This window comes from Pelagibius sp. Alg239-R121, assembly GCF_947331435.1.
Lineage (GTDB): Bacteria > Pseudomonadota > Alphaproteobacteria > Kiloniellales > Kiloniellaceae > Denitrobaculum.
The window spans coordinates 695,225-720,565 of sequence record NZ_CAMZOF010000002.1; the positions used below are offsets into that span (position 1 = coordinate 695,225).

Consider the following 25,341-nt stretch of genomic DNA (forward strand, 5'->3'; position numbering starts at 1 on the left):
GAGTAGCTTGATTGGTGGCATTCTATTTATCAAATTGATTAACATGATAGAAACGATATACTCACTCTATGTTAAAAAACGCCCTCAGGTCCTTCCACGCCGTGGCTAGATACGGCGGATTTTCCGCAGCCTCCAAGGCGTTAAACCTCAGCCAGCCGACTCTGTCGACTCAGGTCAAGGCGTTGGAACAACGCTATGACGTCGAACTCTTCGGTCGCGCCCGGCGGGATGTGCATCTGACGCTTGCCGGCAGCGAACTCTATCAAGTCACCACCAGGCTGCATCAGATCGAGGAGGAAGCCGAAGAGCTGCTCAATTCCCTCGGAGGTTTGCAATCCGGGACGTTGCGCATTGCAGCGGTTGGGCCATTTCACGCGACCGATATGATCGTCGAATTCAAGTCGAACTACCCCAATATCGATGTCACGGTGCAGTTTGGAAATTCACAACGCAGCTTTGAGCGGTTGCTCGCTTATGAGGCGGATGTGGGCTTGATTGCAGAGGTCAATTCCGACCCGCGCGTGATAACGATGCCTTATAGCGCGCACAACGTCGTCGTCTTCGTAAACGCTGTGCACCCATTTTTCGAACGCGACAGCATCTCTATTCACGAGCTGCAAGATCAAAAAGTCGTTCAGCGCGAGCGCGGGTCGACCACCCGTACCGCAATGGAGCGGGCGCTTGGCGAACATGGTGTCACCATCGACCCGGTACTCGATATCGGGAGCCGGGAAGGCATCTGGAAAGCCGTCGAGCGGGGCCTGGGAATTGGCTTTGTCGCCGATTTCGAGTTTGTGGCACATCCAAATCTCAAACCGATCCCGATCCGGGATGCAACGGTGCGCACTCAGTATTTTTTGGCCTTTCTCGAAGAACGAAAACAGTCCCGGCTGATCCGGTCCTTCTGCGACGTTGCAAGCAGCCCTCAGGATGCCGGACGCTTGATAAGTGAGCGCTGAAACCTCCCGAATTGCCTGGTGCGGCGAACCGCATTCGAGGTCCTAAAGACCCGTTTCCGGCCTACGTCATGAGCGGACCAAACCATCGGTGAATTTTACCTTCCGGCCAATACCCCAACTCACTGAAAATCGTTGATGTAACAGCTTCCCAGTTCCCGAAGTCCGGCTTCATCTCAAGCAGCTGGTCCCGCATCTCGCCACGATTTGCTATAGAGTTCGCTGGATACGCAAACACTTATGCTGTTATGGGCAGCAAACCTGGAGAAGATCTATGAGCTTTTCTTTTGACGAGTTCGTCGCAGCGGTACGCGGCGCTGCAAAAGAACCTGATCCGAATTTGTCCGTGCGGACGTTACTGGAAAAGTACGTTTCCGACCCCAGCCCGATTATCACCCATACGCCGGAAGACGGAGAGGACGAAGTCATGTTGTTTGAAGACGACGCCCTTTCAATTTGGCGCTGCCGCTTTCGCCCCCACGTCATCATGCCACCCCACGAGCATAGAGTGATAGCCCATATCGGAACTTATTCGGGCGAAGAGAAGAATATTCTCTTCCGGCGCGGTGATGGCCAGCTAAAGCACAAAACCACGAAAATCGTTGGGCCCGGCGACGTGCTGTCACTGAACAAAGATTGTATCCACGCCGTTTCTGCCAACGGCGATATCTGTTCTCTGTCTCTCCATATCTATATGGGCCCCTTGATGAAATTGAAGCGTGGCCTGTTTGATTGGGAGACAGGTGTAAAATCCGACTTCTCTTTGGAGAACTTCGACAGATTAAAGCGCCCGGCGTCGGCTCTCCCTGCATATTAGCTGCCAAGCCGGCCAATCGCCCTACAGGATCGACGCCAACAGTCAGTATATTCATGGGGAGGTTCGGTCTCTTTATAAGAAGTTTCCCAAATTCGGCGATATGGTTGTTTGCCTTGACCCGAACGGCGAGTGCCCCGCCGAGTTTGCGGGGTTGGATAGGTATATTTTGAATTGGGAATGATTTGGTTGCGGGGGCCCGCAAACAACGACATTTACGAAACCCGTTAACTGCCTCAGCATAGCTTCAGGCACATCAGGATGATCGTTTTTGAACAGTCCCGCGCGTAGTGAACAATGTGCAGGAAGCCGAAACAACTGAACAGACTGTCATTCTCAGGCCCGGCAACGCGCGCGTGCTGGCATAAAATGACTTTGAGTTGGCTTATTTCTTAATACGGCTTGTCGCCCTTGACAGTCACCCTATTGCCGGAACGCACTTGTGGGTAATAATCCCACATAGCAATGTGTTGGACACAACGATTGTCCCAGAAAGCGATCGAGTTTTCCTGCCATCTGAAGCGTAGTTGAAACTGCGGTTGACTGTTGTGGTTGTAGAGAAATTGCAAGGTAGCGTCTCCTTCATTCTCCGGTAAACCACGGATGGCTGTCGTAAAAACCGGATTAACGAATATCGCCTTCCGGCCTGTCACAGGGTGAGTGCGAACGACCGGATGCTCAGCACGAGGGAAATCCCGTTTGTCGTCGAGACCTTCGATAGCTGCGCGACGCCTATAGTTTGGCCCGCCATCATGTACGGCAATCAGCCCATCCAGATATTGTTTCATCTTTTCTGATAATGCGTCGTAGGCGGCATACATACTGGAGAAGAGAGTATCTCCCCCCACTTCCGGAACGGTGTGTAAGTGCAGAATCGACCCCATTGGTGGTTCTGCATCGCAAGATACATCCGAATGCCAGCGTTCGCCCGCCACCTGTTTTGATTTTGCGTCCGCGTGGATCGGCAGAACCTCGGGATGGCCGTTTTGCGAGGATGCATAAGGGTGCACCTCCAACTCTCCGAACAACCGGCCAAATCGTTTGAGCTGCTCAAGCGAAACGTTCTGGTCGCGAAAGAAGATCACCTGATAGTCCATGAGCATGCCGCGAAGCTCGTCAGACCGGCAACCAGACAGCGGTTTGGAAAGGTCAACTCCATGAACTTCCGCGCCTAAAACAGGTGTTATCGGCCTAACCTTAAACGTTTCAATTGGCATATCTAAGGCTCCTGACTTTACCATCCAATACTGCCTCTCTGCTGGTCGCATGAACGAGGATTCAGGTTATCCTTCGGAGGAGGCTGACAGAATCTGCGTCGGTTGGCCGTGTGCTTCGAAAACGGCCCCAGGATTCATGATGCCGTTCGGATCGATAGCGGTTTTGATTGTCTGCATGACAGCCAGCTTTGTCTTGTCGGCGTAGCGTTGCAATTCCGATATTCTTAGTCTGCCGATTCCATGTTCCGCGCTAATCGAACCGCCACATTGATGTGTTGTTTCATTGATTATCATCCGAGTGGTTTCCTGGATACCCGGGTGCATCTGTATGTAAGCCTGCTTCGATACATCTTGTGGCGGGAAGATATTGACGTGAATGTTTCCATCGCCGATGTGTCCATAGCAGTTGGCTCGAAGGCCGTCGTCCAGATAACGAATTGCCGTAATTGTCAGCTCAATAAATTTTTCGATCTGGCTGACCGGCACCGAAGTGTCTGAGCTGCATATGGCACCTTCTTTTTGATTGTATTCGTAGGCGAGCTCTCTGAGATTCCAAAGCGCTTCGCTTTGGCTGCGAGATTCGGCGAAAACGGCGTCAACGATGTTGCCTTGCTCAAGTTCCTGCTCAAGAACCTCTTCGAGAGACCACTGAATCCCTTTGTGTCCTTCAATTTCTGCTACAACGCACCACTCAAAGGGTCCATCGAACGGATTACGCAGCGCCTCGAAATACTTGGTCGCCAGAGTGACTCCCAAGCCAGACATCAGCTCAAAAGCCGTCACAGTCTCGCCGAGCTTATTACGAATCTTGTGTAGCAGCTTCAACGCACTACCCGGCGCAGGGACGACGCACATAACCGTGACAGAGTCTTCTGGCAACGGAGATAGTTTCAGCGCTGACGCTGTAATGATCCCCAGCGTCCCTTCAGAGCCGATGAGCAGGTGTCTTAAATCGAAACCGGTGTTGTTCTTGCGCAGAGGCTTCAGGTCATTGAGGACCGAACCGTCGGGCATAACGGCTTCGATCCCGAGGCACAAATCACGGCAGTTGCCGTACCTTAAAACCTGGATACCGCCAGCATTGCTGGCAAGATTTCCACCAATCGTGCAACTGCCTTCGGAGGCGAGCGACAATCCAAATCGGCGTCCGTGTTGTTCTGCAATCTTCTGAATACTAGCGAGAATGCATCCGGCTTCCGCGACAACCGTCTCGTCATCAATGCTGACAGAGCGGATCGCATTCATGCGCTCCAAAGAAAGAACGACCGGAAGGCTGCCGCTGATTTCCATGTGTCCTGCAACACCCCCTGTTCCTCCCCCAAAGGGAATGATACCAACCTGCGCCTCGTTGCAGGCCGCGACCACTTGAGAAACCTGTTGTGTCGACGAGGGAAGCAGCACAATAGAGGCATTGCCGCGGAAGTGACCCCTGGGATCGGCAAAGTACTTCCCGGCACTATCCGATGCGCACCAGCCCTTCGATCCTACGATCGACTTTAGTCGGTTCAGTAAACGAGAATCAGGGGTTTTCGCCTGCATGACTTTTGTCCAGGTAACACTGTGCTTTGCCGCTCAACCGGAAAACCAGGTTGAATAGCTGTTAGGTGATAGGATAACCGGCATGTGGTACGTCTTGTGTCGATCAGGCATCCGGAACCGCAGTACGACCTCCCTGGTTATCCCTTTTGCGTCGAACTGTAGATTTCGCTTATCCCAATAGTGGCCAGTGGTAAAAACGATCTCGTAAATGGCATCAGCGTCGATGCCTGTCAGATCGACCTCCACCGAAACCCGGCCGCCTTCATCTGTGTCGACTGCGAAGATTCGTGTCGATTCCCGGGTATCAATCCGTGACAGCGTGACAGCAATACCATCGGCGTGCGTGCCATCCATTCCGTTCAGCACATGTGATGAAACGCGCGCCATTACTCGATCGAGGCTTTGTCACGTTTATCAGATGTCGCGGCAACAATCGGACTGATGACGCCGCGGCACTTAACATTGACACAAGCGGTCTTACCACTGGCAATCGCGCGACGAAGCGCTGGTACGAGTAGATCCCGGCGTTCCACGAGTTCGCCATGACCTCCGAGGCCCTCAAACATGCTGTGAAAGGGAATATCGCGAAAGTCTGTCGCAAAGTGATTGCCGTTCTTAAAGAGACGCTCCTGCTGCTGCGAAATACAGTCGAGGCCACCGTTGTTATCAACCACCACAACAATCGGCAGGCCTTCTTGGAACGCCGCTTCGATCGACAACCCGCCAGACAAAAACGCGCCGTCTCCAGTAATCAAAACCACATTCCTGTCGGGATGGGTGTTCTTGGCGGAAAGCGCAAAGGAGACGCCGACACCCAGCATTGAGTAGTTGCCGGGATGCAGGATCCCTCCCAACTTCTTCCCACCCCAGCCCGCAAGGTTGACCGCGATTTCATTCCAGAAGTGTGTGTTCCCGCCATCAAACACCAGCCAGTCTTCGCCGTTCAGTTCGGCCTGAACATCCAGTGCAAGCTGAAGCGGGTGTAACTTGCGGCCCTCTTTGAGATCGGTTGCTGATTCGTCGGCGATATGCTCGTTCCAACCAGCCACCCAAGCTGCGCGTCGGGATCTTTGCAAATCAAACCATTCGGACCAGGATTTCTTGACGGAGAGCATTTCGTCGAGGAAGGCTCCTGGGTCAGACAACAGACTTATGTCCGCAGCTCGATTATGTTCCAGTTCCTCGTGGCTGCCGTTCACACACACGAGCTTGGCTTCCTTCGGAACGAACGGCGGGTTCCCAAAGTTCATCTGATTATCCAGCCGGCATCCGATCATCAGCACGAGGTCGGCTTCTTGGATTGCTTTTTTGGACGGGTGATACTGGTGAAAATCAGCGAGACCCATGTAGGCTTCACATTCTTCGCTCAGGAGTTTCTGATGATAGGGCACGTTGAAGATCGGAATGCGCAGGGTCTTGCCCGCTGTTTCGAGCTTTTCTTCGCTGCCCGACCACCAGATCCCGTGCCCGCCTATGATCACTGGTCGTTCGGCTTTACGCACTTGATCCATAACTTCATTCAATGCCGCAGGTTCCGGCCACGCACGTGGCAATGGGCGGGCCGTCCAATTGAAAGGTCGTTCCTGCCTCCCCGCAGTCTCGGAAAACGATGAGAACATGATGTCCACCGGCAAGCTGATATGAACCGGACCGGGATAGCCGGTTGTCGCCGCTGTCCAGGCCCGGTCGACAAATTCCCCGATCCGCTCACCGTCCGTGATCTGAACCGAATACTTGGTCAGTGGCGAAGCAATCGCCACGTCATCAATCTCCTTGAACCCTCCGGAGCCCTGTCTTTTCAAAGTCGAAGATCCGGTTACGAATATCACCGGAGAGCGCTCGCCCCAGGCTTCGAGCATCGCAGGCACCGCATTGGCAAAACCTTCGGGTCCAACAAGGCAAATGGACGGCTTACGCGTGATCCGGGTGTGCCCATCTGCAAGATGTCCCGCCACCTGCTCATGGGGACAGTTGATGACCGGCATCTGGCATTCCATGAAGCCTTCCAGAGCTGGGTTGCAAAAACCGCCCGCCAAGGTAAAGACGTGATCGACGCCTTTTTCCTTTAATGCTCGTGCGAGCAGTGCGCCGCCACGAATTTTAGGCTCCGAATTCATAGATATCTCCGGTTTCAAGATCGCCTGTGCCATCAGAAAAATTAAGTTTGCTGCTTAATGTCATTGGATCTAGGGCGCCCCGTCCAGGCGATACGCACGACGGCGATGATCGTGAGTACGCAGAACAGAAGGGCAATCGGACTTCCAATGATCAACCCGAGGGGATCTCCTTGGGCGATCAAGAGAAACGATCTGAATGCGATTTCAAATTCGGGGGCCAGGACAAAGCCGATCAAGAAGGCCACAAATGAATAATCGAATTTCTTCATGAAGTAACCGACGACTGCAAAGCCGATCATCACGTAGAGGCTGAATACGCTGTTGGAAGATGCGTAAACACCGGTCACGCAGGTCAGCCCGACAATCGCGTAACTGAAATACTCAGGCGCCTTCACGATATGGCCGTAAAGCCCGCTTCCGAGCAAACCGATCGCAAGATTGAAGAAGTTCGCAACGAACAAGATTGTGAAGATGCCGTATATCAGAGTCGGTTCGGTCTTGAAGACATGCGGCCCGGGTTCGATACCATGAACCAGAAAAGTACCTATCAGCAGCGCAGTGGTCACGTTTCCGGGAATACCCAATGTCAGCAAAGGAACGAAGCTGCCGCCAACGACCGCACTGTTTGCCGCTTCCGGGGCCGCGACGCCGTCCAAAGTGCCTTTTCCGAATTCTTCTGGAGTCTTGGAGTATTTGCGGGCCGTACCATAGCCGACAAAAGCCGCCATGGACGCGCCGATGCCGGGCAAAGCACCGATCGCCGAGCCGATCAAACTAGATCGCAAAACAGTTTTCCAATAGGCAAGAAACTCCGTCACGGACAACGCTGGACCGCTTGTTTCGCTGATGGAGTTGGCTTCGTCTGCAGATCCGCTCTTGCGCCGTTTTAACGCGCGTTCAATGGCCAGCATGACCTCGGTAACGCCCAGCATCCCGATAGCAATCGGGAGCAAAGGCAAGCCATCCTGCAATTCGATAAACCCGAAGTTCAGACGTGGCGTCGCCGACATCGGATCAAGTCCAACCATCGCGCAGAGTACCCCAAAGGCGCAGGCGGCCATGCCGCGCGACATCGATCTGCCGGTCAGGCCTGCAACGAAGGTGAAGGCGAACAAAACGACGAAGGTGATTTCCGTCGGGCCAAACTTTAAGGCGATCCTGGAAAACGGCGCAGCGACGACATAAAGCATGACATCCGCCAACAGGGCACCCGCCACCGAGGCAAACAGCGCCATATGCAGCGCGCGTTTCACCTGTCCGGCTTTGGCAAGCGGATAGCCGTCAAAAGCAGTCGCCGTTGCTTCTGGTGAACCGGGTGTGTTGAGAAGAATGGCTGATATCGACCCGCCGAAGGTACCGCCCTTATAGATGCCGGTCAGAAAGGCGATCGCTGTGAGCGGCTCCATACCGAAAGTCACGGGCGAAAGCAAAGCGATGGCCATGGCGGCGGTCAGGCCGGGGATGGCGCCCATAAAGATGCCGACCGCGACGCCGGCGGCAATCCCGATCAAAGGGCCAAGTGAAAACACAGACAATATGCCGGCGATCAGCGCGTCCAATTACTCACCCTCCCAAGAAGGCGAGATCCGGCAGCGCCTTAATATTGACGCCAAACCCAAACTTCATCCCAAGATAGAGGATGAGGACGATCGCAAATGTGACCGCAATCACCTGGCGTGAACGCGGCGCTCCCGTGCAAAGCATCAGAAACCCCAACAAAAGCGTAGAAGAGAGCAGATAACCTGCAACCGGCAAAACAAACGCGTATATGGACATGGCGCCGGTCACAAAAACAACCGCAAGAACCTGGGCGTTCTTCAGAGGAACATCATTCGCCAAGGCCTGCTCACGACCTGCAACCGATCGGGCCGTCTTTACAAGGGAGTGAATCAGTTCCAACAGTGTTAGGAACAAGATCAGACTCACCGCCACATCCGGCAACAACGCCGCGCCTGCCGCAAATGAAGTCTCGCCGTCTTCAATCTGCGAAGGGATGATCCAAAGGGCGCTCCCGCAAAGCAGCAAGACGGCGATCGATACCTTGTTTCTGTTCGTTGTGTTCATCGGGCGTGACGCTTCAGATCGGTCATTACGGATTCAACGGACAGAGGGTCGCTATTTTTGCATCTCTTCGACAACGGCCTTCATCGCCGTTGAAATGCGTTCGATGGAGGCGGCGGTTTCGTCCGCACCCATCGGCGGGATACCGACAAATCGCTGTTGGACAAGGTCCTGAAACCTCGGATCGTTCGCAGACTTGATCAAAGCCGCTTCGAGTTTGCTTTTAACATCAGCAGAAAGTCCCTTGGGCGCGGCGATAACCGAGTTATAGCTGACGGCCGGATAGCCTAAACTCGACATGGTCGGCGCGTCAGGCGTCGAGTTTAGGGGCTCAGAGCCGGAAGCCGCGAGGACAATCATTTCGCCCGACTTTACGTACTGAATATGCGGCCCGCCGCTTAGGCCGAAATCCACGTGCTCACCAAGAATAGACTGCATCATATTTGCACCGCCTTTGATCGGAAGCGGGATAAACGTGACTCCTGTTGCAGCAGATACAGCATCGATTTGCGCACGGTCAGCAGGTCCCAAGGTGCCGTAGCGCAAAGGCTTTCCCGTCGACTTCGCATGCTCGATCATCGATGGAAAATCCGTCCAGGGCTTACTGGACAACGATACGAACGAGGTTTCGAACCGCGCCATGGTCAAGAGATAGTCGAAATCGTCTTTCGAATACTTCACCTTGCCCTGCAGCGGATTGAACGCGAAGGTCAGGCTGGTTGCAACCACCAGGGTGTAGCCATCGGCTGGCTGGCTCCCGACGGCTGTCGCAGCGATGCTGCCGCCCGCTCCGCCCTTGTAGGTGTGAACAATCGTTTGTCCGAGTGCTTCGGTCAGCGGCTCGGATAGCTTGCGTGCCATGGCGTCAGAAAACCCGCCAGGCTTGAAACCAATGATCATCTCAATGGGCTTGCTCGGATAATCTTCAGCCAGCACGGGATGTGTTGCCAAGCTTAGGAACATAACGCCAGCAAGAGACAATTTACTGAGCAAAGATAGATTTTTCATGGATTCCTCCCAGGTCTTGCCCATTTTGACAAGTTGGGAGCCATTTTATTTGTTTATTGCGTAAGAACTAATTCATAAAAGCTATGCATCTCATCACAAAACGGCATCACAAGTCCGAAATCCAAGCTATACGGCGCAGAATCTTGTGTAAATTTGCGAGAAACTGAGGGAATTCTCATTACCATAGGCGCGCATCGTTTACTTGCACCCACCGCCATCATATCATGTAGGCATGACTTGACTGATCGGGCGATGTATCGCTTTGAAGCTAATTCAACTGAAATACTTTGCGAGCATCGTGGAAAACGGTGGCTTCATTGCTGCTTCCAAGGAACTGAATATCGCACAACCGGCCCTTAGCCGGCAGGTGGTCGAATTGGAGGCAGAGATTGGCGTGGATCTGTTGAATCGCGGTCCCGGAGGCACGACTGTCACCAGCGCAGGACGACGATTCTACCACCATACACGTGCCATTCTCGACAAGGTCGAAATTGCAAGAACGGACGCGCGCAGAAGCTCCGGTGAACTGGTCGGTGAAATCCGGCTCGCGATCCCCGTCGGAATCGCGGGATTATTGGCCCCGAAAATTGTCCAGAAGGCGCAACAGCTTTATCCCGATATCACTGTAATTATCGAAGATGGGTTCGGTTTTCAGACGGGACAAGCCATTGATGCCGGACGCGTGGACTTTGGCATCATCCCCAACGTCGGACGCCTGCAGAACGTGACATTTCAACCGATACTGCAGGAAAATCTCTTCCTATTTTCGAAGCGCCAAGGCACAGACCCTATCTCAACCGACATCCCGCTCCAGGAAATTGAAGATCAGAAACTGATCATGCCCAATCGTAAGGTGCATGTCAGGCGCAGCCTTGAAGAAGCTTTTATGCAGATCGGCCGTAATCTCAAGGTTTGTTACGAACAGCAGTCGCTGTTGACAATTCGAAGCATGGTGCGTGCAGGCGTAGGATCGACTGTTCTAAACTGGCCCTCGATGGCCGATGTTTGGGAGACAGGTGATGTCGACGCTCGCCGCATAATCAGTCCCAGCCTCTCACGCATTATCTCATTGGCCATACCATCCATGCGACCGCTGACAAGTGCGTCACACGCGGTTTACGAGATCGTTCAACAGACTCTGATAGCCGAGGTCACCGAAGGCAACTGGAAAGGCCAATTGATTACAGAAGCCTGACAAATCCAACCGACCAAATTCAATTCTCAAGCGGCCTTTAGCTCAATGCCATATCAAGTTCAGATCGTGTGCATAGCTAAATTCGATTGGTTTTGGAATATCTGATTGAACTAGGCTCTGCCGGTTTCCACCCAAACCGAAAGCAAGAACCGGATGCCTGATCTCGATTTTCCCAAATCTCGGTGGATGGACGACGAGTTGGGCATGCTGGAAGATTCCTGTCGTCAGTTTTACCAAAAAGAATGTGTCCCCCACTACAGCGAATGGGAGAAGCGTGGCGACGTCGGGCGCGGTTTGTGGCAAAAGGCTGGGGCTTTGGGCCTGCTCGGCGCCGAAGTGCCCGAAGATTTTGGTGGCCCAGGCGGCAACTTTGCACATGATGCGGTTATCGCCTATCAGGGCAATCTAGCCGGCATCGATGGTTGGGGCGGCGGACTGCACAACTCAATCGTGATCCCCTACATCATCCATTACGGGTCAGAAGAGCAGAAAAAAAGCATTTTGCCACGGATGGTGTCCGGCGAACTCATCGGCGCCATCGCCATGACCGAGCCGGGTGCCGGGTCTGATTTGCAGAGTATCAAGACCGCGGCCGTAAAGGACGGCAACCACTATAAGATTTCGGGGTCCAAAACCTTTATCACCAACGGATTTCTGGCCAACTTGATCATAGTGGCGGCCAAGTCCGATCCAAAGGCGGGTGGCAAAGGTATCTCGTTGTTTCTGGTCGAAACCGACAGCGCTGAAGGGTTTCGGCGTGGGCGCAACCTTGACAAGCTGGGGATGAAATCCAACGACACCTCCGAACTGTTTTTTGACGAAATGCGCGTTCCCGCCTCGTCTCTGCTTGGTCCCGAAGAAGGGCAAGGCTTTGTACAGATGATGGAGCAATTACCGCAGGAGCGGCTTCTGATCGGGGTTTATGCCGTGGCCCGTATGGAGCGCGCTCTACGCCTCACGCTGGACTACGTCAAAGAGCGTTCTGCCTTTGGCAAAAAAATCGCCGACTTCCAGAATACACAGTTCGTTCTTGCCGAATGCGCATCTGAAGCCACCATCGCCAAGGTGTTTCTCGACCACTGTATCGCCGAACACCTTGAAGGGAGATTGACGACCGAAAAGGCGTCGATGGCGAAATACTGGTTGACCGATCTGCAGGCCAAAATCATCGACCGCTGTCTGCAGCTCTTTGGCGGCTACGGGGTGATGAGTGAATACCCGATGGAACGCATGTATCGCGACAACCGGATTGAACGCATTTACGCGGGTACAAACGAGATCATGAAGCTGGTCATCGCGCGCGGCCTGCTGAGAGACTGATAGTGAGCGCAGATGACATCCTGATCGAAGATCGCGACGGCAGCGTGGCGCGCTTGACGATGAACCGCCCAGCCGCACGCAACAGCCTGTCTCTGGAGATGATTGGCCGTATACATCAGGCCATCATCGACCTGGGTGCGTCACGTGATGTGCATGCCATCGTGCTAGCGGGGAATGGTCCGGCCTATTGCGCTGGCCATGATTTGAAGGAACTCACCAGCGCCCGTCAACATCCGGACAAAGGCCTGGCGTTCTATAGAGAAACGATGGGCAGCTGTTCGCGGTTGATGCTCTCAATTGGCGATTGCCCCAAGCCTGTCATTGCGGCTGTGCGTGGTACGGCCACCGCCGCTGGCTGTCAGCTTGTGGCAAGCTGTGACTTGGCTGTTGCTACAAGTGATGCCCAGTTTGCAACACCGGGAGTCAATATAGGCTTATTCTGTTCCACTCCGATGGTTGCCTTGTCGCGCAACGTATCGCGTAAGAAAGCGATGGAGATGCTGCTCACGGGCGAGATGATTGACGCAGATAACGCCTTGCAGGCGGGACTGATCAATAGGATCGTCGAGCCCGAAGCACTCGAACAGACCACACTTGCTCTGGCAACTCGGATTGCTCGCAAAGCGCCGGCAACTATAAGGGTTGGTAAAAATGCCTTTTACCGTCAAGCTTCAATGTCCGTCTCAGAAGCCTACGACTATACGGCTGAGGTTATGGTTCAGAATATGATGGAACCGGACGCTGAAGAGGGCATCGGTGCCTTTATTGAAAAACGTCCGCCGAGTTGGCGGTCGCTTTGATTGCGGTACGATCCAACAGGTACTTTTTAACGCAACGAATTGCGTCTGTTCAACGGCTGGCGTTCTGAGAAGAGGGTAAGAATCTAATGACCGAACACTGCTGCGGCCCTGGTTATGCCTCACCTTCGGAAGCTATGCAGGCACCACGCGAGAAGCTCCTTTATACCATTGCAATCTATACAGGAACCGGCATTCAAAAGCCCGACTATCTCTGCACGATTGATGCCGACCCCGACAGTCCCACCTATTCTCAGGTTATCTCGCGGCTCGAAATGCCGGGCATTGGGGATGAGTTGCATCATATGGGGTGGAACGCCTGCTCCTCCTGTCACGGTGACGCTGACATGGAACGCAAGTACCTCATTGTTCCGGGTGTGCGTTCGACAAATCTGCACATTGTCGACTGCGGCACTGATCCGCGAAATCCAGCCCTGCACAAAATTGTAAAGGGCTCAGACATCAAAGCCAGGACCAACCTTTCAGCACCTCACACGGTACATTGTTTGGGATCCGAGATTATCATCTCGATGCTGGGCGATGCGAAAGGCAATGCGCCTGGCGGCTACTTACATCTTAACAAAGACTTCGAGATCGTCGGCCGTTGGGAAAACTCGATGGGAGACATCAAGTTCGGGTACGACTTTTGGTACCAGCCGCGCCACAACGTCATGGTCAGTTCTGAGTGGGCCGCCCCCAATACCTTCATGCCAGGCTTCGATCTGGAAGAGGTTGGCCATCTGAAATACGGCCGTGAGCTGCATTTCTGGGATTTTGAAAAGCGAGAGCCCAAACAGACAATGTATCTGGGCGAAGATGGCCTGATCCCCCTCGAAGTACGTTTCCATCACAACCCCGACAGCAGCCACGGCTTCGTCGGAGCGGCATTGAGCGCCAACATCATTCATTGGTGGAAAGACGCAGCCGGCGAATGGCAATGGGAAAAAATCGTCGACGTGGGGAATGAGCCGCATCCCGAATGGCCCATTCCGGTTCCGGGTGTCATCTCCGTCATTCTTTTGAGTATGGATGACCGATTCCTCTATCTCTGTAACTGGCTGCATGGCGACATCAGGCAATATGACATCTCCGATCCGCATAATGCCAAGCTGACCGGTCAGGTCTGGATGGGCGGTCTTCTTGACAAAGCCCCTTTTGTGAACGGTGTAAAAGTCACCGGCGGCCCGCAGATGATCCAGCTCAGCCTCGACGGCAAGCGGCTCTATGTGACCACCAGCCTTTTCAGTACTTGGGATAACCAATTCTACCCCGAGATCCGCACCAACGGCGGCTGCATGCTGATGGTAAACTGCGATACGGAAACAGGCGGAATGGAAATCGATCCGAACTTCGTTGTCGATTTCGGAAAAGAACCCAACGGCCCAAGCCGCTGCCACGAAACACGTTATCCAGGCGGCGATTGCACAAGCGACATTTGGGTATGACCCAGCACAGAATCACGATCGCAAACAGAGACAATGCGGTTTATCGCGTTGATCCGCACAAGCCGCTTTTGACATCCCTGCTCGATCAGGGCGTCGACCTTCCCTATGGCTGCAAATACGGCGGCTGCATCACCTGCGCTGCCAGATTGATCGCCGGCGAGGTCAATCAAAAAGCTCAGGTTGCATTGAACAATCGGCAGATCAATGACGGTTACGTTATTCTCTGTGTCGCTCGGCCGGTAACCGACTGCACGCTGGAGATCGGAGTCGAGAGCCACGGCGACCTTTACCGCAACCCCTTTCTCGACCCGTTGGCGGCGCATGAGCTTAAAGCTGATATTGCCACTCCCCTAGAGGAGAAGACATGAATCACGACGAGCCCTATTCTGAAGATTATCTTCAAGACATATTGAAGTCGGTGAAAACCATCGCAATGGTTGGTGCCAGCGCAGACAAAACCAAGTTTTCATACGGGGTCCTGCGTGTGCTGCATGAAACCGGCTACAACATGATTCCCGTCAACCCACGCCTCGAAGGCGGCGAAATCCGGGGATTGAAGGTTTACCCGTCGCTTAAAGCGATAGACCAGCCGGTCGACATGGTTGAAGTCTTTCGACGCTCGGAAGATCTGTTCGGCGTCGCAAAAGAAGCGATCGAAATTAACGCCAAGGTTCTCTGGGGCCAAATCGGCGTGCGGGATGATGCGGCAGCCAAGCTGGCAGAAGACGCGGGCTTGAAGGTCGTGATGAACCGCTGTCCAAAAATCGAACTGTTCCGGCCATTCTGGAAACCCAAACTGCATCTGACCATCTGATGGAGCGGGCGGGACCTGAAGACCGGGAATGGCACTATGAGGGCGGTCATCCCTGTTGCTGTCCAGGAGTCGTGCCTGTGCCGCTATTCTGTCCAGTTTGGATAAAGCAACTTATCCGGCGATTTTCCTCGCTTTTCCTCAAACCATGCTTCAGTGACATGAAGGTTACAAAGACCAATGCCTCAAACCATCACCAAAGGGATCAAAACCCTCCTGGCAGAAGCCAACGAAACAGTTACTGCGATCACGCTTGACGATGCAGCAAAGCTTCTAGGTAGTGACGACCACGTTTTCGTTGATCTGCGCGACATCCGCGAACTGAAGCGCGCTGGTAAAATCCCCGGCGCCTTCTCTTGCCCACGCGGGATGCTGGAATTCTGGATTGATCCGGAAAGTCCTTACCACAAGGACATTTTCAATCAGGATAAAACCTACGTCTTCTACTGTGCCAGCGCCTGGCGCTCTGCATTAAGTGCCAAAACCGCGAAGGAAATGGGTTTGAACCCGGTTGTCCATATCGAGGGCGGTTTCTCGGCCTGGCTTAAAGCCGATGCTCCTGTGGAAAAGGTCGATTAACACGATTAACGCGGGTGACCTGCTTGTTCCGCCCTTTGGTTCCCAGGAGTAGTTTTCTTGTTCAAAAACATCGTAATCACATCCGGTGTGCGCACTGCCATCGGAGATTTCGGGGGCGCGCTGGCGGCTACACCGACCTGCGAATTAGCCACCCTGGTTGCCCGCGAAGCCATCGGCCGCGCCTCGGTTTCACCTTCAAGCGTCGATCAGGCTGTCTTCGGCAACGTCATCCACAGCGAACCACGCGACATGTACCTGGCACGGGTTGCCGCGATCGATGCCGGTCTCCCCAACTCTTCGTCAGCACTGACACTTAATCGGCTGTGCGGCAGTGGCCTCCAGGCGGTCGTGACAGCGGCCGAAGCAATCATGCTCGGCAACGCCGAAATCGTTGTGGCGGGAGGTGCGGAAAACATGAGCCGGGTGGGCCATCTGATGACCACGGCGCGGTTCGGCGCAAAGATGGGGGATGTTAAGGCAACCGACATGATGCTTGGCGCGTTGACTGACCCCTTTGGTAATGGCCACATGGGCGTCACGGCTGAAAACATTGCTGCGCAGGAATCGATAGATCGCGACAACCAAGATGCACTCGCTCTGACCAGCCATCACAGAGCGGCAGCTGCAATCAAGGCAGGATATTTCAAAGAACAGATTCTTCCCGTTGCCATTAAAAAGGCCCGCAAAGAAGTTTTGTTTGATACGGATGAGCACGTCCGCGTTGATATCTCGCCCGATGATCTTCGGAATCTCCGTCCCGCTTTTCAAAAAACTGGAACAGTGACCGCTGGCAACGCCTCAGGAATCAATGACGGTGCTGCTGCGCTTATACTGTCGTCAGAGCGCGCGGCATCAGCACACAACATGCCCAGATTGGCTTTTGTCCGCTCCGCTGCAGTTGCGGGTGTTGGTCCGGAAGTCATGGGCCTGGGCCCCATACCTGCAGTTAAGAAAGCCCTGGATCGTGCCGGTCTGGCCATATCCGATCTCTCTGCAATCGAATCCAACGAGGCCTTTGCGGCTCAAGCCTGTGCGGTGGCAAGTAAATTGGACTTCCCACCGGAGATCACGAACCCCAATGGCGGCGCGATTGCGCTTGGTCACCCAGTCGGCGCATCCGGTGCCATCATATTGATCAAACTCATCTACGAATTGCGCCGGACCGGCGGCAGGTTTGGGTTGGCAACAATGTGTATCGGGGGCGGTCAGGGTATCGCGGTCATCGTCGAAAACGCCGAGGCCGTTCAATGAGCGAGATGAAACGGATTGCGGTCATCGGCGCCGGCACCATGGGTGCAGGAATAGCAATATCGGCTTCTGTGAGCGGCTTCAACGTGATCGTCATCGATATGACCGAGGCCGCACTCGAAAGCGCATTAAGCCGTATCCGGAGATATCTCGACCGGCAGACGGAAAAACAAAAAATGAGCGGCACCGAAGCGGCGGCCACACTCGACCGCTGCCGCTTCTCAACAAAGATGGACAGTGCCGCGGACAGCGATCTGGTGATCGAGGCCGTCTTTGAGGACCTCGCCGTAAAACGTAGTGTCTTTGGGAAACTGGAGTCCAGTGTCGGACTTGAAACCCAACTGGCGACCAATACAAGCGCATTGAAGGTCAGCGACATCGGAGCGGGGCTTATCCGCCCTGAACGGCTCTGTGGACTCCACTACTTCAGCCCGGCAGAAGTGAATCCTGTCGTCGAAGTCGTACGAACCGACGCGACTGCCGACGCGACCATAGATGCGGTTCTGTCATTTCTCGGAGCCTGCGGGAAGCAATCTATTGAGTGTCTCGATCGAAGCGGGTTCGCGCTGAACCGCTTCTTCTGTCCTTACACCAACGAAGCGGCTCGATGTTACGACGATGGTCTTGGCACTCCCGCCCAGATCGACGAAGTCGCACGAGACGTCTTTGGTGTCGCAATCGGCCCTTTCGCCGTCATGAACATCGTGAAACCAAGAATCAACCTGGCCGCAGTTCGTAATTTGACGCCGCTTGGGTCATTTTATGCGCCGGCAAGGAGCTTGGAAACAACCGGCGATGCCGATGACGATTGGGATCTGACAGGCGACGCTCGAATCGATGTCACTACGCGCACCCGCATCGGCGATCGTCTGAAAGGTGCGATTTTCCTTAGCGTTCTGGAGGAACTGACCGAACAGGTAGCGGCTCCCAAAGACATCGACATGGGAGCCCGCAGAGCCTTTACTTTTGCCAAAGGTCCAGTGGAAATGATGCGCGAGGAAGGAGCAGCAAAAGTGAAACGCCTGGTTTGTCTGGTGCAGCCCGACTGGGTCGGATCCGTTTCGGTTTAGTTTTCGGAGGAATGATTCCAGAGAATCCGTCCAGTAAGTCCATCTGCGCGCTGTTTAACATCGGTGAAGCTAATTCGCTACGGAGCTTTCAGAATGACGACAATGCCGTTAACCAGTGCACATTGGGGCACTTACCGCGTCGAGGTCAGGGACGGAAAGATTGTTGCCCTGCATCCGTTCGAACGAGATCCCGATCCCTCTCCGATTGGACCGGGCATTGTAGATGTCTTGGAGGGGCCGACCCGGATTACCGCGCCGATGGTGCGCAAGAGCTGGCTGGAAGGCGGGCCGGGAACAGATGGCGAGAAGCGTGGCTCGGACGAATTCGTCGAAGTCAGCTGGGGCCATGCCAACCGCTTGGTGGCAAGCGAACTAAACCGGGTGCGGCGCGAACATGGCAACCGTGCGATTTACGCCGGGTCCTACGGCTGGGCCAGCGCCGGAAGGTTTCATCACGCACAAAGTCAGCTCAAACGTTTTCTGAACTGCATCGGCGGTTACACCGGCTCGAAAAACACCTATTCCTTCGCCGCCGCCGAGGTGCTCGTGCCACATGTGCTGGGCACTTTCCGCCAGCATGTGGACGAGACGACCTGCTGGGAGTCCATTGCGTCCGATTGCGAGTTCTTCGTGGCCTTCGGGGGCGTTCCCTTGAAGAATGGACAGATCAGCCAGGGCGGTACGGGCGCGCACGTTCAAAAGGCGGGACTGTGGGCCGCGCACGAGGCTGGCGTCTCCATCGTCAACGTCTCCCCCTTGCGCTCCGACGTGATGGATGCGGTCGGCGCCGAGTGGCTTCCGTTGCGTCCCTCCACGGATGTCGCATTGATGCTGGGCCTGGCGCACACGCTCTTGGTGGAAAACCTGCAAGATAGCGTCTTCCTCGATCGCTACACAGTGGGGTTCAACCGCTTTGCCGCCTATCTCATGGGCGAGACCGACCGCATTCCCAAATCTGCGGAATGGGCAGCGGAAATTTGCGATCTTTCCGCCGACGCAATTCGTGCTCTCGCCCGACGCATGGCCGCTCGCCGCACCATGATCTCGGTCGCCTGGGCGCTGACCCGGCAGGATCACGGCGAACAGCCTTTCTGGGCGGCGATTGCGCTTGCCTCGATGCTGGGTCAGATCGGCCTGCCGGGCACCGGCATCGGCTTCGGCTATTCGGCAATGAACAATGTTGGATTGAACCGCCGCCAGATCAATTACGCCTCCTTCCCGCAGGGCAGCAACCCGGTGCGGGACTTCATTCCCGTGGCCCGTGTCACCGACCTGTTGGAAAGTCCCGGCACACGGTTCGATTATGACGGTAAATCCTACGAATATCCCGATATCAGATTGGTCTGGTGGGCGGGCGGCAATCCGTTCCACCACCATCAGGACCTCAACCGCATGCGCCGCGCCTGGGCAAAGCCCGAAACGATCATCGTCAATGAATGGTGCTGGAACAGCCTGGCGAAGCATGCCGATATCGTGCTGCCCTGCACCACGTCGCTTGAACGCTCCGACATCGCGCTAACGCCAAAGGACCCTTATCAGGTCGTTATGGATCAAGCGATAGCACCCGTGGGCGACGCCCGTGACGATCATGAGATTCTCCGGGGTATCGCCGCTGAGATGGGTGTGGAAGAGGCCTTCACCGAGGGACGTAGCCCGAACGAATGGCAGCGCTGGATCTACGATATCTCGCGCCAGCAGGCTTCACAGCAGGGAGTTGAAATGCCGAGCTGGGAAAACTTCCAGCGCGACGGCTGGATCAAGGTGCCCCTGCCGGACAGTCCGAATATCATGATGGAAGCCTTCCGCGCCGATCCTGAGGCAAATCCACTTGCCACACCCAGTGGCAGGATCGAAATCTTCTCGGACACCATCGCGGGCTTCGGCTATGACGACTGTCCCGGTCACCCGGCATGGTTCGAGCCGGCCGAATGGCTTGGGCGCACGGAGCCTGATCAGCTGCACATGATCTCGAATCAGCCACGTAACAAACTGCACAGCCAGTTTGACCATGGTTCCGTCAGCCGCGCCGATCGTCCTCTTGGGGTTGAGCCCGTGACCATGAATCCCGATGATGCTTCGGCACGTGGCTTGACGCAGGATCAGATCGTCCGCCTGCACAACACCCGTGGCGCTTGCCTGGCTGCCTTAAATATCAGTGACGAGATTCGGCCCGGCGTCATCCAGATCGCCACCGGTGCCTGGTTCGACCCGGATGGCGTTACCTGCCGACACGGCAATCCCAACGCTCTTACCCTCGACAAAGGCACTTCCAGCCTCGCACAGGGTCCGATCGCACATTCCTGCCTGGTGGCGGTAGAGCCCTACCTCGACCCAAAACAAAATCCTGCCGGCTCATAACCGATAAAATATCCGCTGTGTGGCGGGTGATATTTTGGTTGCGGGGACATGATACCAACAATACTGACGAAAACTGATTTACTGGCCCGCATAAATTGATCCTGCGGCTCGATGCATTGGATGACCCGTCGCTATCCTAACTTTATATGGTTCCGCAGATCATTGAAGAGCTTGGCGCAACGTTGATTTGGTTCAGGAATTGTCATCAGGTTGCATGATGTTTTGGCGCCTCATTTACGAGGATGCCGCGATGATACTGAGTGTTTTTGCAGAGAAAATGAGACAAGAGGCCAAGGATGATTTCAAGGGTCGTCATTCTGAAGCCGGTCTGACCCTACAAGCAGTGGGTTGTTATCTCCGGCACGCTCTGAGCTCCAGAAACCTTGAAGAAATGCTCCTGGAACGCTGGCTTCCCGTCGACCACAGTACGATCAATCGATGGGTTCTGGCTTATGCTCCGTTGTTGGAGAAGCGCTTGCGCCGATTCCGCAAGATCCCCTGTGGACCTTACCGGATCGACGAAACATATGTGCGTATCAAAGACAGGTGGCGCTTTTTGTACAGAGCGATCGATAAACACGGCAAGCCTGTCGATTCCATGCTCTCAGCCAAACGAGATGGGATGCCGCCAGGCGCTTCTTCCGCAAATCGCTCAAGGAAATGCCATTGCTGGCGCCGGGCCGGATTGGCACGGATGGCGACCGCGCTCTTGCCGCCGCTGTCAAAGATAGCGAAAACAACCGCATTTTGCCGAATGGCACGATCCATTATGTCACCAAGTATCTCCAACAGGGGATCGAGAGCGATCAATTCATTTTGAAACAACGGTTTCCTCGCAGTGGTGGGTTTCAGAGCTTCAATACAGCGCGACAAACGATCAAAGGCTTCGAAGCCATGCTCTGGTTACGCAAGGGGTTGAGCTTTTGGAAAATGGGGCATTCACAAACAGAACGAGATGCTCGCGCTCTGCTTCAGACTCCTAAAACTTAACAAAGCGTGAAAAAGCCATGAATCATGAATGAAGCTCAACCGTAATCACACTTTGCAACAAGCCTCTTGTTTCTCGTTTTTGTTACGTTATAACGTTTTATTAAAGTCGTGAACGCCGATTGCTCTCGAAGAATCGGACTTGAATGCGGGGAAGGAGTAGGCATGGACACTGCAGTGTTCGGGAACCAGCCGGCGAACTCAGCACGAGCCGCCTCGAGTGCGCCTCGCCGCCCCAGCCAATCTGAGGCCGAGGCGGCTGTCCGCACCCTCATTGAATGGGCAGGCGACGATCCTGACCGAGAGGGACTAAAAGGGACACCCAAGCGCGTAGTCCGCGCCTATGAGGAATTCTTCTCCGGATATCATGCTGACCCGGTCGCTTTGTTTGGCACCACATTCGAGGAGACGGCCGCCTATGACGAGATGGTCGTCCTGCGCGACATTCGCCTCGAATCGCACTGCGAACACCATATCGTCCCAATCCTGGGCAAGGCGCATATCGGCTATCTGCCATCCAGGAAAGTCGTTGGCATCTCCAAACTCGCCCGCCTAGTGGAGGTCTTCGCAAAAAGGATGCAGATTCAAGAGGCGCTGACGTCACAAATAGCAGACACCATCCACAAAGTTCTAAAACCGCGTGGTGTCGGAGTCGTGATTGAGGCGGCGCACCAATGCATGACCACACGCGGCATCCGAAAGCCTGGGGTCAGCATGGTGACCAGCCGCATGCTGGGCTCCTTTCGCGATGATCCTGCGACCCGGCGGGAATTCCTTGCGATGATCGGCGGCTCCAGGAGCGCTTTAGATGAATCCTGATAAATCTGTACCGCCCGTAGTCGCCCATTTCGCCGCCCGAACGACTGTCGAACAGGTAGAGGAAGGCCTCGCCTTGGCACCCAAATTCGATTCCGGCGGGCTGATTCCCTGCATTACCACCGACGGTGACACTGGCGACGTACTGATGCTCGGATACATGAACCGGGAAGCGCTGGCACGAACGATCGCAACCGCAGAGGCGCACTACTGGAGCCGGAGCAGACAGTGTCTTTGGCACAAGGGCGCGACCAGCGGCCTCGTCCAGGAAGTTATCGAAATCCGTATTGACGACGATCAGGACACCGTGTGGCTACGCGTCCGGATCGCCGGGTCTGGCGCCAGTTGTCATGTCGGCTACCGTTCCTGCTTTTATCGATCGGTCGAACTCCGTGGCCCATCTGGCGGACCAGCACGGCTCGTATTCACGGAAAAAAGCCGAAGCTTCGATCCGAAGGACGTCTACGGTGATGCACCGAACCCGACGCAGCTTTGAGGGACCGCCATATGCCTGAACGAACGAAAATACAGGCCCTGCTTGAGCCTGTCGACGATACTTCTGACGTCGATCTGCCTCTGCGCTTTGCCGAAGCTCTGGGTGAGGTGCGCGCTGCGATCGCACGCTGCGATAAAGCGGGCATCCCCAGCGATACGGTTCTCGCCGCGTTGATGACAGAGTTGATGCCACGTCTCGTTCAGGCCTACGGACCAACCGGCGTGGCATCTGTGCTGAGCCAACTTGCTGACGAGATATCGACCGCAGGCGGACCGCATTGAGTAATCCAACACTGTCGCAAACGATGCTGTAAATATGAAAGTCGCCGCCCATGAATGAACCTCTCACAGATCCCAAGCTTCCCGTAACTGTCCTGTCCGGCTTCCTTGGTGCCGGCAAGACCACCTTGATGAACCACATCCTAAACAACCGCGAAGGCAAGCGCGTAGCGGTCATCGTCAACGACATGAGCGAGGTCAATATTGATGCCGATCTCATTCGCGATGGGGGCGCCAATCTCAGCCGCACAGAAGAGACACTGGTCGAAATGACCAACGGCTGCATCTGCTGCACGTTGCGCGATGACCTTCTCAAGGAAGTACGTCGCCTCGCTCAAGATGGCCGGTTCGATCACCTTCTGATCGAATCCACCGGCATTTCAGAGCCACTTCCCGTGGCGGCTACATTCAATTTTCGCTCCGAAGATGGCGATAGCCTACTGGACGTCTCGCAACTCGACACCATGGTCACGGTTGTCGATGCAATGAACCTCCTGCAAGATTATGCATCCACCGATTTCCTCAAGGACCGGGGCGAGGCGCTAGGCGAGGAAGACGCCCGCACACTCGTCAACCTGCTCGTCGAGCAGATCGAGTTTGCCGACGTTATCGTCTTGAACAAAATCGATGCCGCTTCACCGGAACAGCTTGATGCCGCGCGCAAGATCATTCGCTCACTCAATCCCGACGCCGATCTCGTCGAAACGAGCATGTCGCGTGTGCCCCTTGCCAAAGTCTTGAACACCGGCCGGTTCGACCACGACAAAGCGCAGGAGCATCCCCTCTGGTTCAAGGAGCTCTATGGCTTTGCGGAACACAAACCGGAGACGGAAGAATATGGAGTACATAGTTTCGTTTATCGGGCACGCCGTCCCTTTCATCCCGAGAAATTCTACGCCTTCATTAATGCGTCTTGGCCGGGAGTCATCCGTGCCAAGGGGCACTTTTGGCTCGCCACTCGCCCCGAATGGGTCGGCGAGTTAAGTCAAGCCGGAGCACTTGTCCGCCATGAGGCCCTGGGCTTCTGGTGGGCCAATGTGCCCGAGGCGCGTTGGCCAGATCATCCGGAGTGGCGCCAGTACGTTGCCGAATCCTGGGATCCCGTGTACGGCGACCGACGTCAGGAAATCGTTTTCATAGGGAGTGACTTAGATGAAGCATCTATCCGACGACAGCTCGACGGGTGTCTTGTCGGAGACGCGAACGCCAAATCGATGCAGTCGGCTATCTGGCAGAAGTTAAGAGATCCGTTTCCGGCCTGGAAACGGGCGGAACCGCAATGACCACTTCCTCAGTCGCCCTACCCGTTAAAACCAAAGGACGGTCGGCTACCGCACCTGACGGTATCGAAGTGTCCAAAACGATTGAGGGGCTGCAGGTCGTCAACAATCCCGATGTTGCGCTTGCAATCTGGCGCCGCAGCCTTCCTGCGCATCTGCGAGTCTGGCTCGACCGGCTCGATCCCTCCGAACTGCCCGACGTAAGACTGCTTGTCCGGCCAGCGGACTTGCATCGTGCGCTGCAGCCGCTTCTGGACGAGGCGGGCATGCCGAACGGCCCGATGCGCGACCTTCTGGTCGGCGACATCAGTACACTGGTCCAGCTCTTCGCCGACATCGTCCGGACAGATCTGATCGATGTTCGTTTCGAACGCATCTCTCACGATGCCTGCTGGAAGTTCCATCGGGACTGTGTGGATGCGCGACTGCTTACGACCTATCGCGGCGCGACGAGCGAGTGGGTTCATCCGTCAGATTCAGAGGCTGCGATCAGCCAGCAGAAGTCGTTCCTGGGACCGATCCAGAGACTGGCGGCTGATGATGTCGCTATCTTCCTGGGAAGCTGTGCAGGTCCTGGAACCGGGATCGTACACCGCTCACCTCCAGTCGCAGGCACAGGGGAAACACGCTTGCTGCTTTGCCTGAACAAACCGTCAGTGACATCTCCCGACCAATGGCCCGCACCTGCATGACGCATTATCATTCGGGCAAACCGCATCGTCCCTCGAACTTCTCTCAAGGAAGGTGGGTCCTCACGTCAATTCTCAGGAAGTTAATCTGGACCTGATCTCTGATGGACCCAACCATATCACGGATCACGTCCCTGAACGGCGATCGCCCCGCGTTTATGCGGGGTTTGTGTATTTATTGATTTTGTTTTGATTTGGTTGCGGGGGCAGGATTTGAACCTGCGACCTTCAGGTTATGAGCCTGACGAGCTACCGGGCTG

At 55.0% G+C, this 25,341-nt stretch carries 24 protein-coding genes and 1 pseudogene; 18 read left to right on the forward strand and 7 right to left on the reverse strand.

Annotation, left to right across the window (positions count from 1 at the left end; translation table 11 throughout):
* The first annotated feature begins 68 nt into the window (after nt 1-68).
* A complete protein-coding gene (locus QMZ18_RS10365; RefSeq protein WP_282606208.1) occupies nt 69-959 on the forward strand; it encodes a LysR substrate-binding domain-containing protein in 891 nt (296 codons plus the stop codon).
* Nucleotides 960-1,230: 271 nt separating this feature from the next.
* The gene (locus QMZ18_RS10370; RefSeq protein WP_282606209.1) at nt 1,231-1,773 is read left to right on the forward strand and encodes a hypothetical protein; all 543 of its coding nucleotides are present in this window, start codon (nt 1,231-1,233) and stop codon (nt 1,771-1,773) included.
* A gap of 389 nt (nt 1,774-2,162) precedes the next feature.
* Here the strand turns inward: QMZ18_RS10370 and QMZ18_RS10375 are convergent, their stop codons facing one another.
* The 7 genes from QMZ18_RS10375 to QMZ18_RS10405 form a co-directional block, all read right to left on the reverse strand.
* Complete coding sequence (locus QMZ18_RS10375) at nt 2,163-2,987, reverse strand: TauD/TfdA family dioxygenase (protein WP_282606210.1); 825 nt, start codon at nt 2,985-2,987, stop codon at nt 2,163-2,165.
* A gap of 66 nt (nt 2,988-3,053) precedes the next feature.
* On the reverse strand, nt 3,054-4,526 hold the full coding sequence (locus QMZ18_RS10380) for an FAD-binding oxidoreductase (protein WP_282606211.1): 1,473 nt from the start codon (nt 4,524-4,526) through the stop codon (nt 3,054-3,056).
* Nucleotides 4,527-4,559: 33 nt separating this feature from the next.
* The gene (locus QMZ18_RS10385) at nt 4,560-4,913 is read right to left on the reverse strand and encodes a hydroxyisourate hydrolase (protein ID WP_282606212.1); all 354 of its coding nucleotides are present in this window, start codon (nt 4,911-4,913) and stop codon (nt 4,560-4,562) included.
* Nucleotides 4,913-6,643 (reverse strand): thiamine pyrophosphate-binding protein, encoded by a 1,731-nt coding sequence (locus QMZ18_RS10390; protein ID WP_282606213.1) that lies wholly within the window; start codon nt 6,641-6,643, stop codon nt 4,913-4,915. Before QMZ18_RS10390 ends, QMZ18_RS10385 begins: the two co-directional genes overlap by 1 nt.
* A gap of 41 nt (nt 6,644-6,684) precedes the next feature.
* Nucleotides 6,685-8,202: a tripartite tricarboxylate transporter permease gene (locus QMZ18_RS10395; protein ID WP_282606214.1), complete on the reverse strand. Its 1,518-nt coding sequence runs from the start codon at nt 8,200-8,202 to the stop codon at nt 6,685-6,687.
* 4 nt (nt 8,203-8,206) lie between these two features.
* Complete coding sequence (locus tag QMZ18_RS10400) at nt 8,207-8,707, reverse strand: tripartite tricarboxylate transporter TctB family protein (protein ID WP_282606215.1); 501 nt, start codon at nt 8,705-8,707, stop codon at nt 8,207-8,209.
* A gap of 51 nt (nt 8,708-8,758) precedes the next feature.
* Nucleotides 8,759-9,712 carry a tripartite tricarboxylate transporter substrate binding protein gene (locus QMZ18_RS10405; RefSeq protein WP_282606216.1) on the reverse strand — a complete coding sequence of 318 codons (954 nt, stop codon included), beginning with the start codon at nt 9,710-9,712 and terminating at the stop codon, nt 8,759-8,761.
* Nucleotides 9,713-9,974: 262 nt separating this feature from the next.
* Between QMZ18_RS10405 and QMZ18_RS10410 the strand changes: the two genes are divergently transcribed.
* From QMZ18_RS10410 to QMZ18_RS10485, 16 genes and pseudogenes are all read left to right on the forward strand, one after another.
* Complete coding sequence (locus QMZ18_RS10410) at nt 9,975-10,907, forward strand: LysR family transcriptional regulator (RefSeq protein ID WP_282606217.1); 933 nt, start codon at nt 9,975-9,977, stop codon at nt 10,905-10,907.
* 153 nt (nt 10,908-11,060) lie between these two features.
* Nucleotides 11,061-12,227, forward strand: coding sequence for an acyl-CoA dehydrogenase family protein (locus tag QMZ18_RS10415; RefSeq protein ID WP_282606218.1), 1,167 nt, complete (start codon nt 11,061-11,063; stop codon nt 12,225-12,227).
* A gap of 2 nt (nt 12,228-12,229) precedes the next feature.
* Complete coding sequence (locus QMZ18_RS10420; protein ID WP_282606219.1) at nt 12,230-13,027, forward strand: enoyl-CoA hydratase; 798 nt, start codon at nt 12,230-12,232, stop codon at nt 13,025-13,027.
* 86 nt (nt 13,028-13,113) lie between these two features.
* Nucleotides 13,114-14,469: a selenium-binding family protein gene (locus tag QMZ18_RS10425; RefSeq protein WP_282606220.1), complete on the forward strand. Its 1,356-nt coding sequence runs from the start codon at nt 13,114-13,116 to the stop codon at nt 14,467-14,469.
* Nucleotides 14,466-14,837, forward strand: a complete 372-nt coding sequence (locus tag QMZ18_RS10430) for a 2Fe-2S iron-sulfur cluster-binding protein (protein ID WP_282606221.1) — start codon at nt 14,466-14,468, stop codon at nt 14,835-14,837. Before QMZ18_RS10425 ends, QMZ18_RS10430 begins: the two co-directional genes overlap by 4 nt.
* On the forward strand, nt 14,834-15,283 hold the full coding sequence (locus tag QMZ18_RS10435) for a CoA-binding protein (RefSeq protein WP_282606222.1): 450 nt from the start codon (nt 14,834-14,836) through the stop codon (nt 15,281-15,283). Before QMZ18_RS10430 ends, QMZ18_RS10435 begins: the two co-directional genes overlap by 4 nt.
* A 177-nt stretch (nt 15,284-15,460) precedes the next feature.
* On the forward strand, nt 15,461-15,859 hold the full coding sequence (locus tag QMZ18_RS10440; protein WP_282606223.1) for a rhodanese-like domain-containing protein: 399 nt from the start codon (nt 15,461-15,463) through the stop codon (nt 15,857-15,859).
* A gap of 57 nt (nt 15,860-15,916) precedes the next feature.
* Nucleotides 15,917-17,110 carry a beta-ketothiolase BktB gene (gene bktB, locus QMZ18_RS10445; RefSeq protein WP_282606224.1) on the forward strand — a complete coding sequence of 398 codons (1,194 nt, stop codon included), beginning with the start codon at nt 15,917-15,919 and terminating at the stop codon, nt 17,108-17,110.
* Nucleotides 17,107-18,177 carry a 3-hydroxyacyl-CoA dehydrogenase family protein gene (locus QMZ18_RS10450; protein WP_282606225.1) on the forward strand — a complete coding sequence of 357 codons (1,071 nt, stop codon included), beginning with the start codon at nt 17,107-17,109 and terminating at the stop codon, nt 18,175-18,177. Before bktB ends, QMZ18_RS10450 begins: the two co-directional genes overlap by 4 nt.
* Nucleotides 18,178-18,270: 93 nt before the next feature.
* Nucleotides 18,271-20,535 (forward strand): molybdopterin guanine dinucleotide-containing S/N-oxide reductase, encoded by a 2,265-nt coding sequence (locus tag QMZ18_RS10455; protein ID WP_282606226.1) that lies wholly within the window; start codon nt 18,271-18,273, stop codon nt 20,533-20,535.
* Nucleotides 20,536-20,785: 250 nt separating this feature from the next.
* Nucleotides 20,786-21,535, forward strand: a pseudogene (locus QMZ18_RS10460) (IS6 family transposase).
* A gap of 152 nt (nt 21,536-21,687) precedes the next feature.
* Nucleotides 21,688-22,341, forward strand: a complete 654-nt coding sequence (folE, locus tag QMZ18_RS10465) for a GTP cyclohydrolase I FolE (RefSeq protein ID WP_282606227.1) — start codon at nt 21,688-21,690, stop codon at nt 22,339-22,341.
* Nucleotides 22,331-22,834 (forward strand): phosphoribosyl-AMP cyclohydrolase, encoded by a 504-nt coding sequence (hisI, locus tag QMZ18_RS10470; protein WP_282606228.1) that lies wholly within the window; start codon nt 22,331-22,333, stop codon nt 22,832-22,834. Before folE ends, hisI begins: the two co-directional genes overlap by 11 nt.
* 11 nt (nt 22,835-22,845) lie before the next feature.
* A complete protein-coding gene (locus QMZ18_RS10475; protein WP_282606229.1) occupies nt 22,846-23,115 on the forward strand; it encodes a hypothetical protein in 270 nt (89 codons plus the stop codon).
* Between the two features lie 50 nt (nt 23,116-23,165).
* A complete protein-coding gene (zigA, locus tag QMZ18_RS10480) occupies nt 23,166-24,395 on the forward strand; it encodes a zinc metallochaperone GTPase ZigA (protein WP_282606230.1) in 1,230 nt (409 codons plus the stop codon).
* Nucleotides 24,392-25,084: a DUF1826 domain-containing protein gene (locus QMZ18_RS10485; RefSeq protein ID WP_282606231.1), complete on the forward strand. Its 693-nt coding sequence runs from the start codon at nt 24,392-24,394 to the stop codon at nt 25,082-25,084. Before zigA ends, QMZ18_RS10485 begins: the two co-directional genes overlap by 4 nt.
* Nucleotides 25,085-25,341 lie beyond the last annotated feature (257 nt).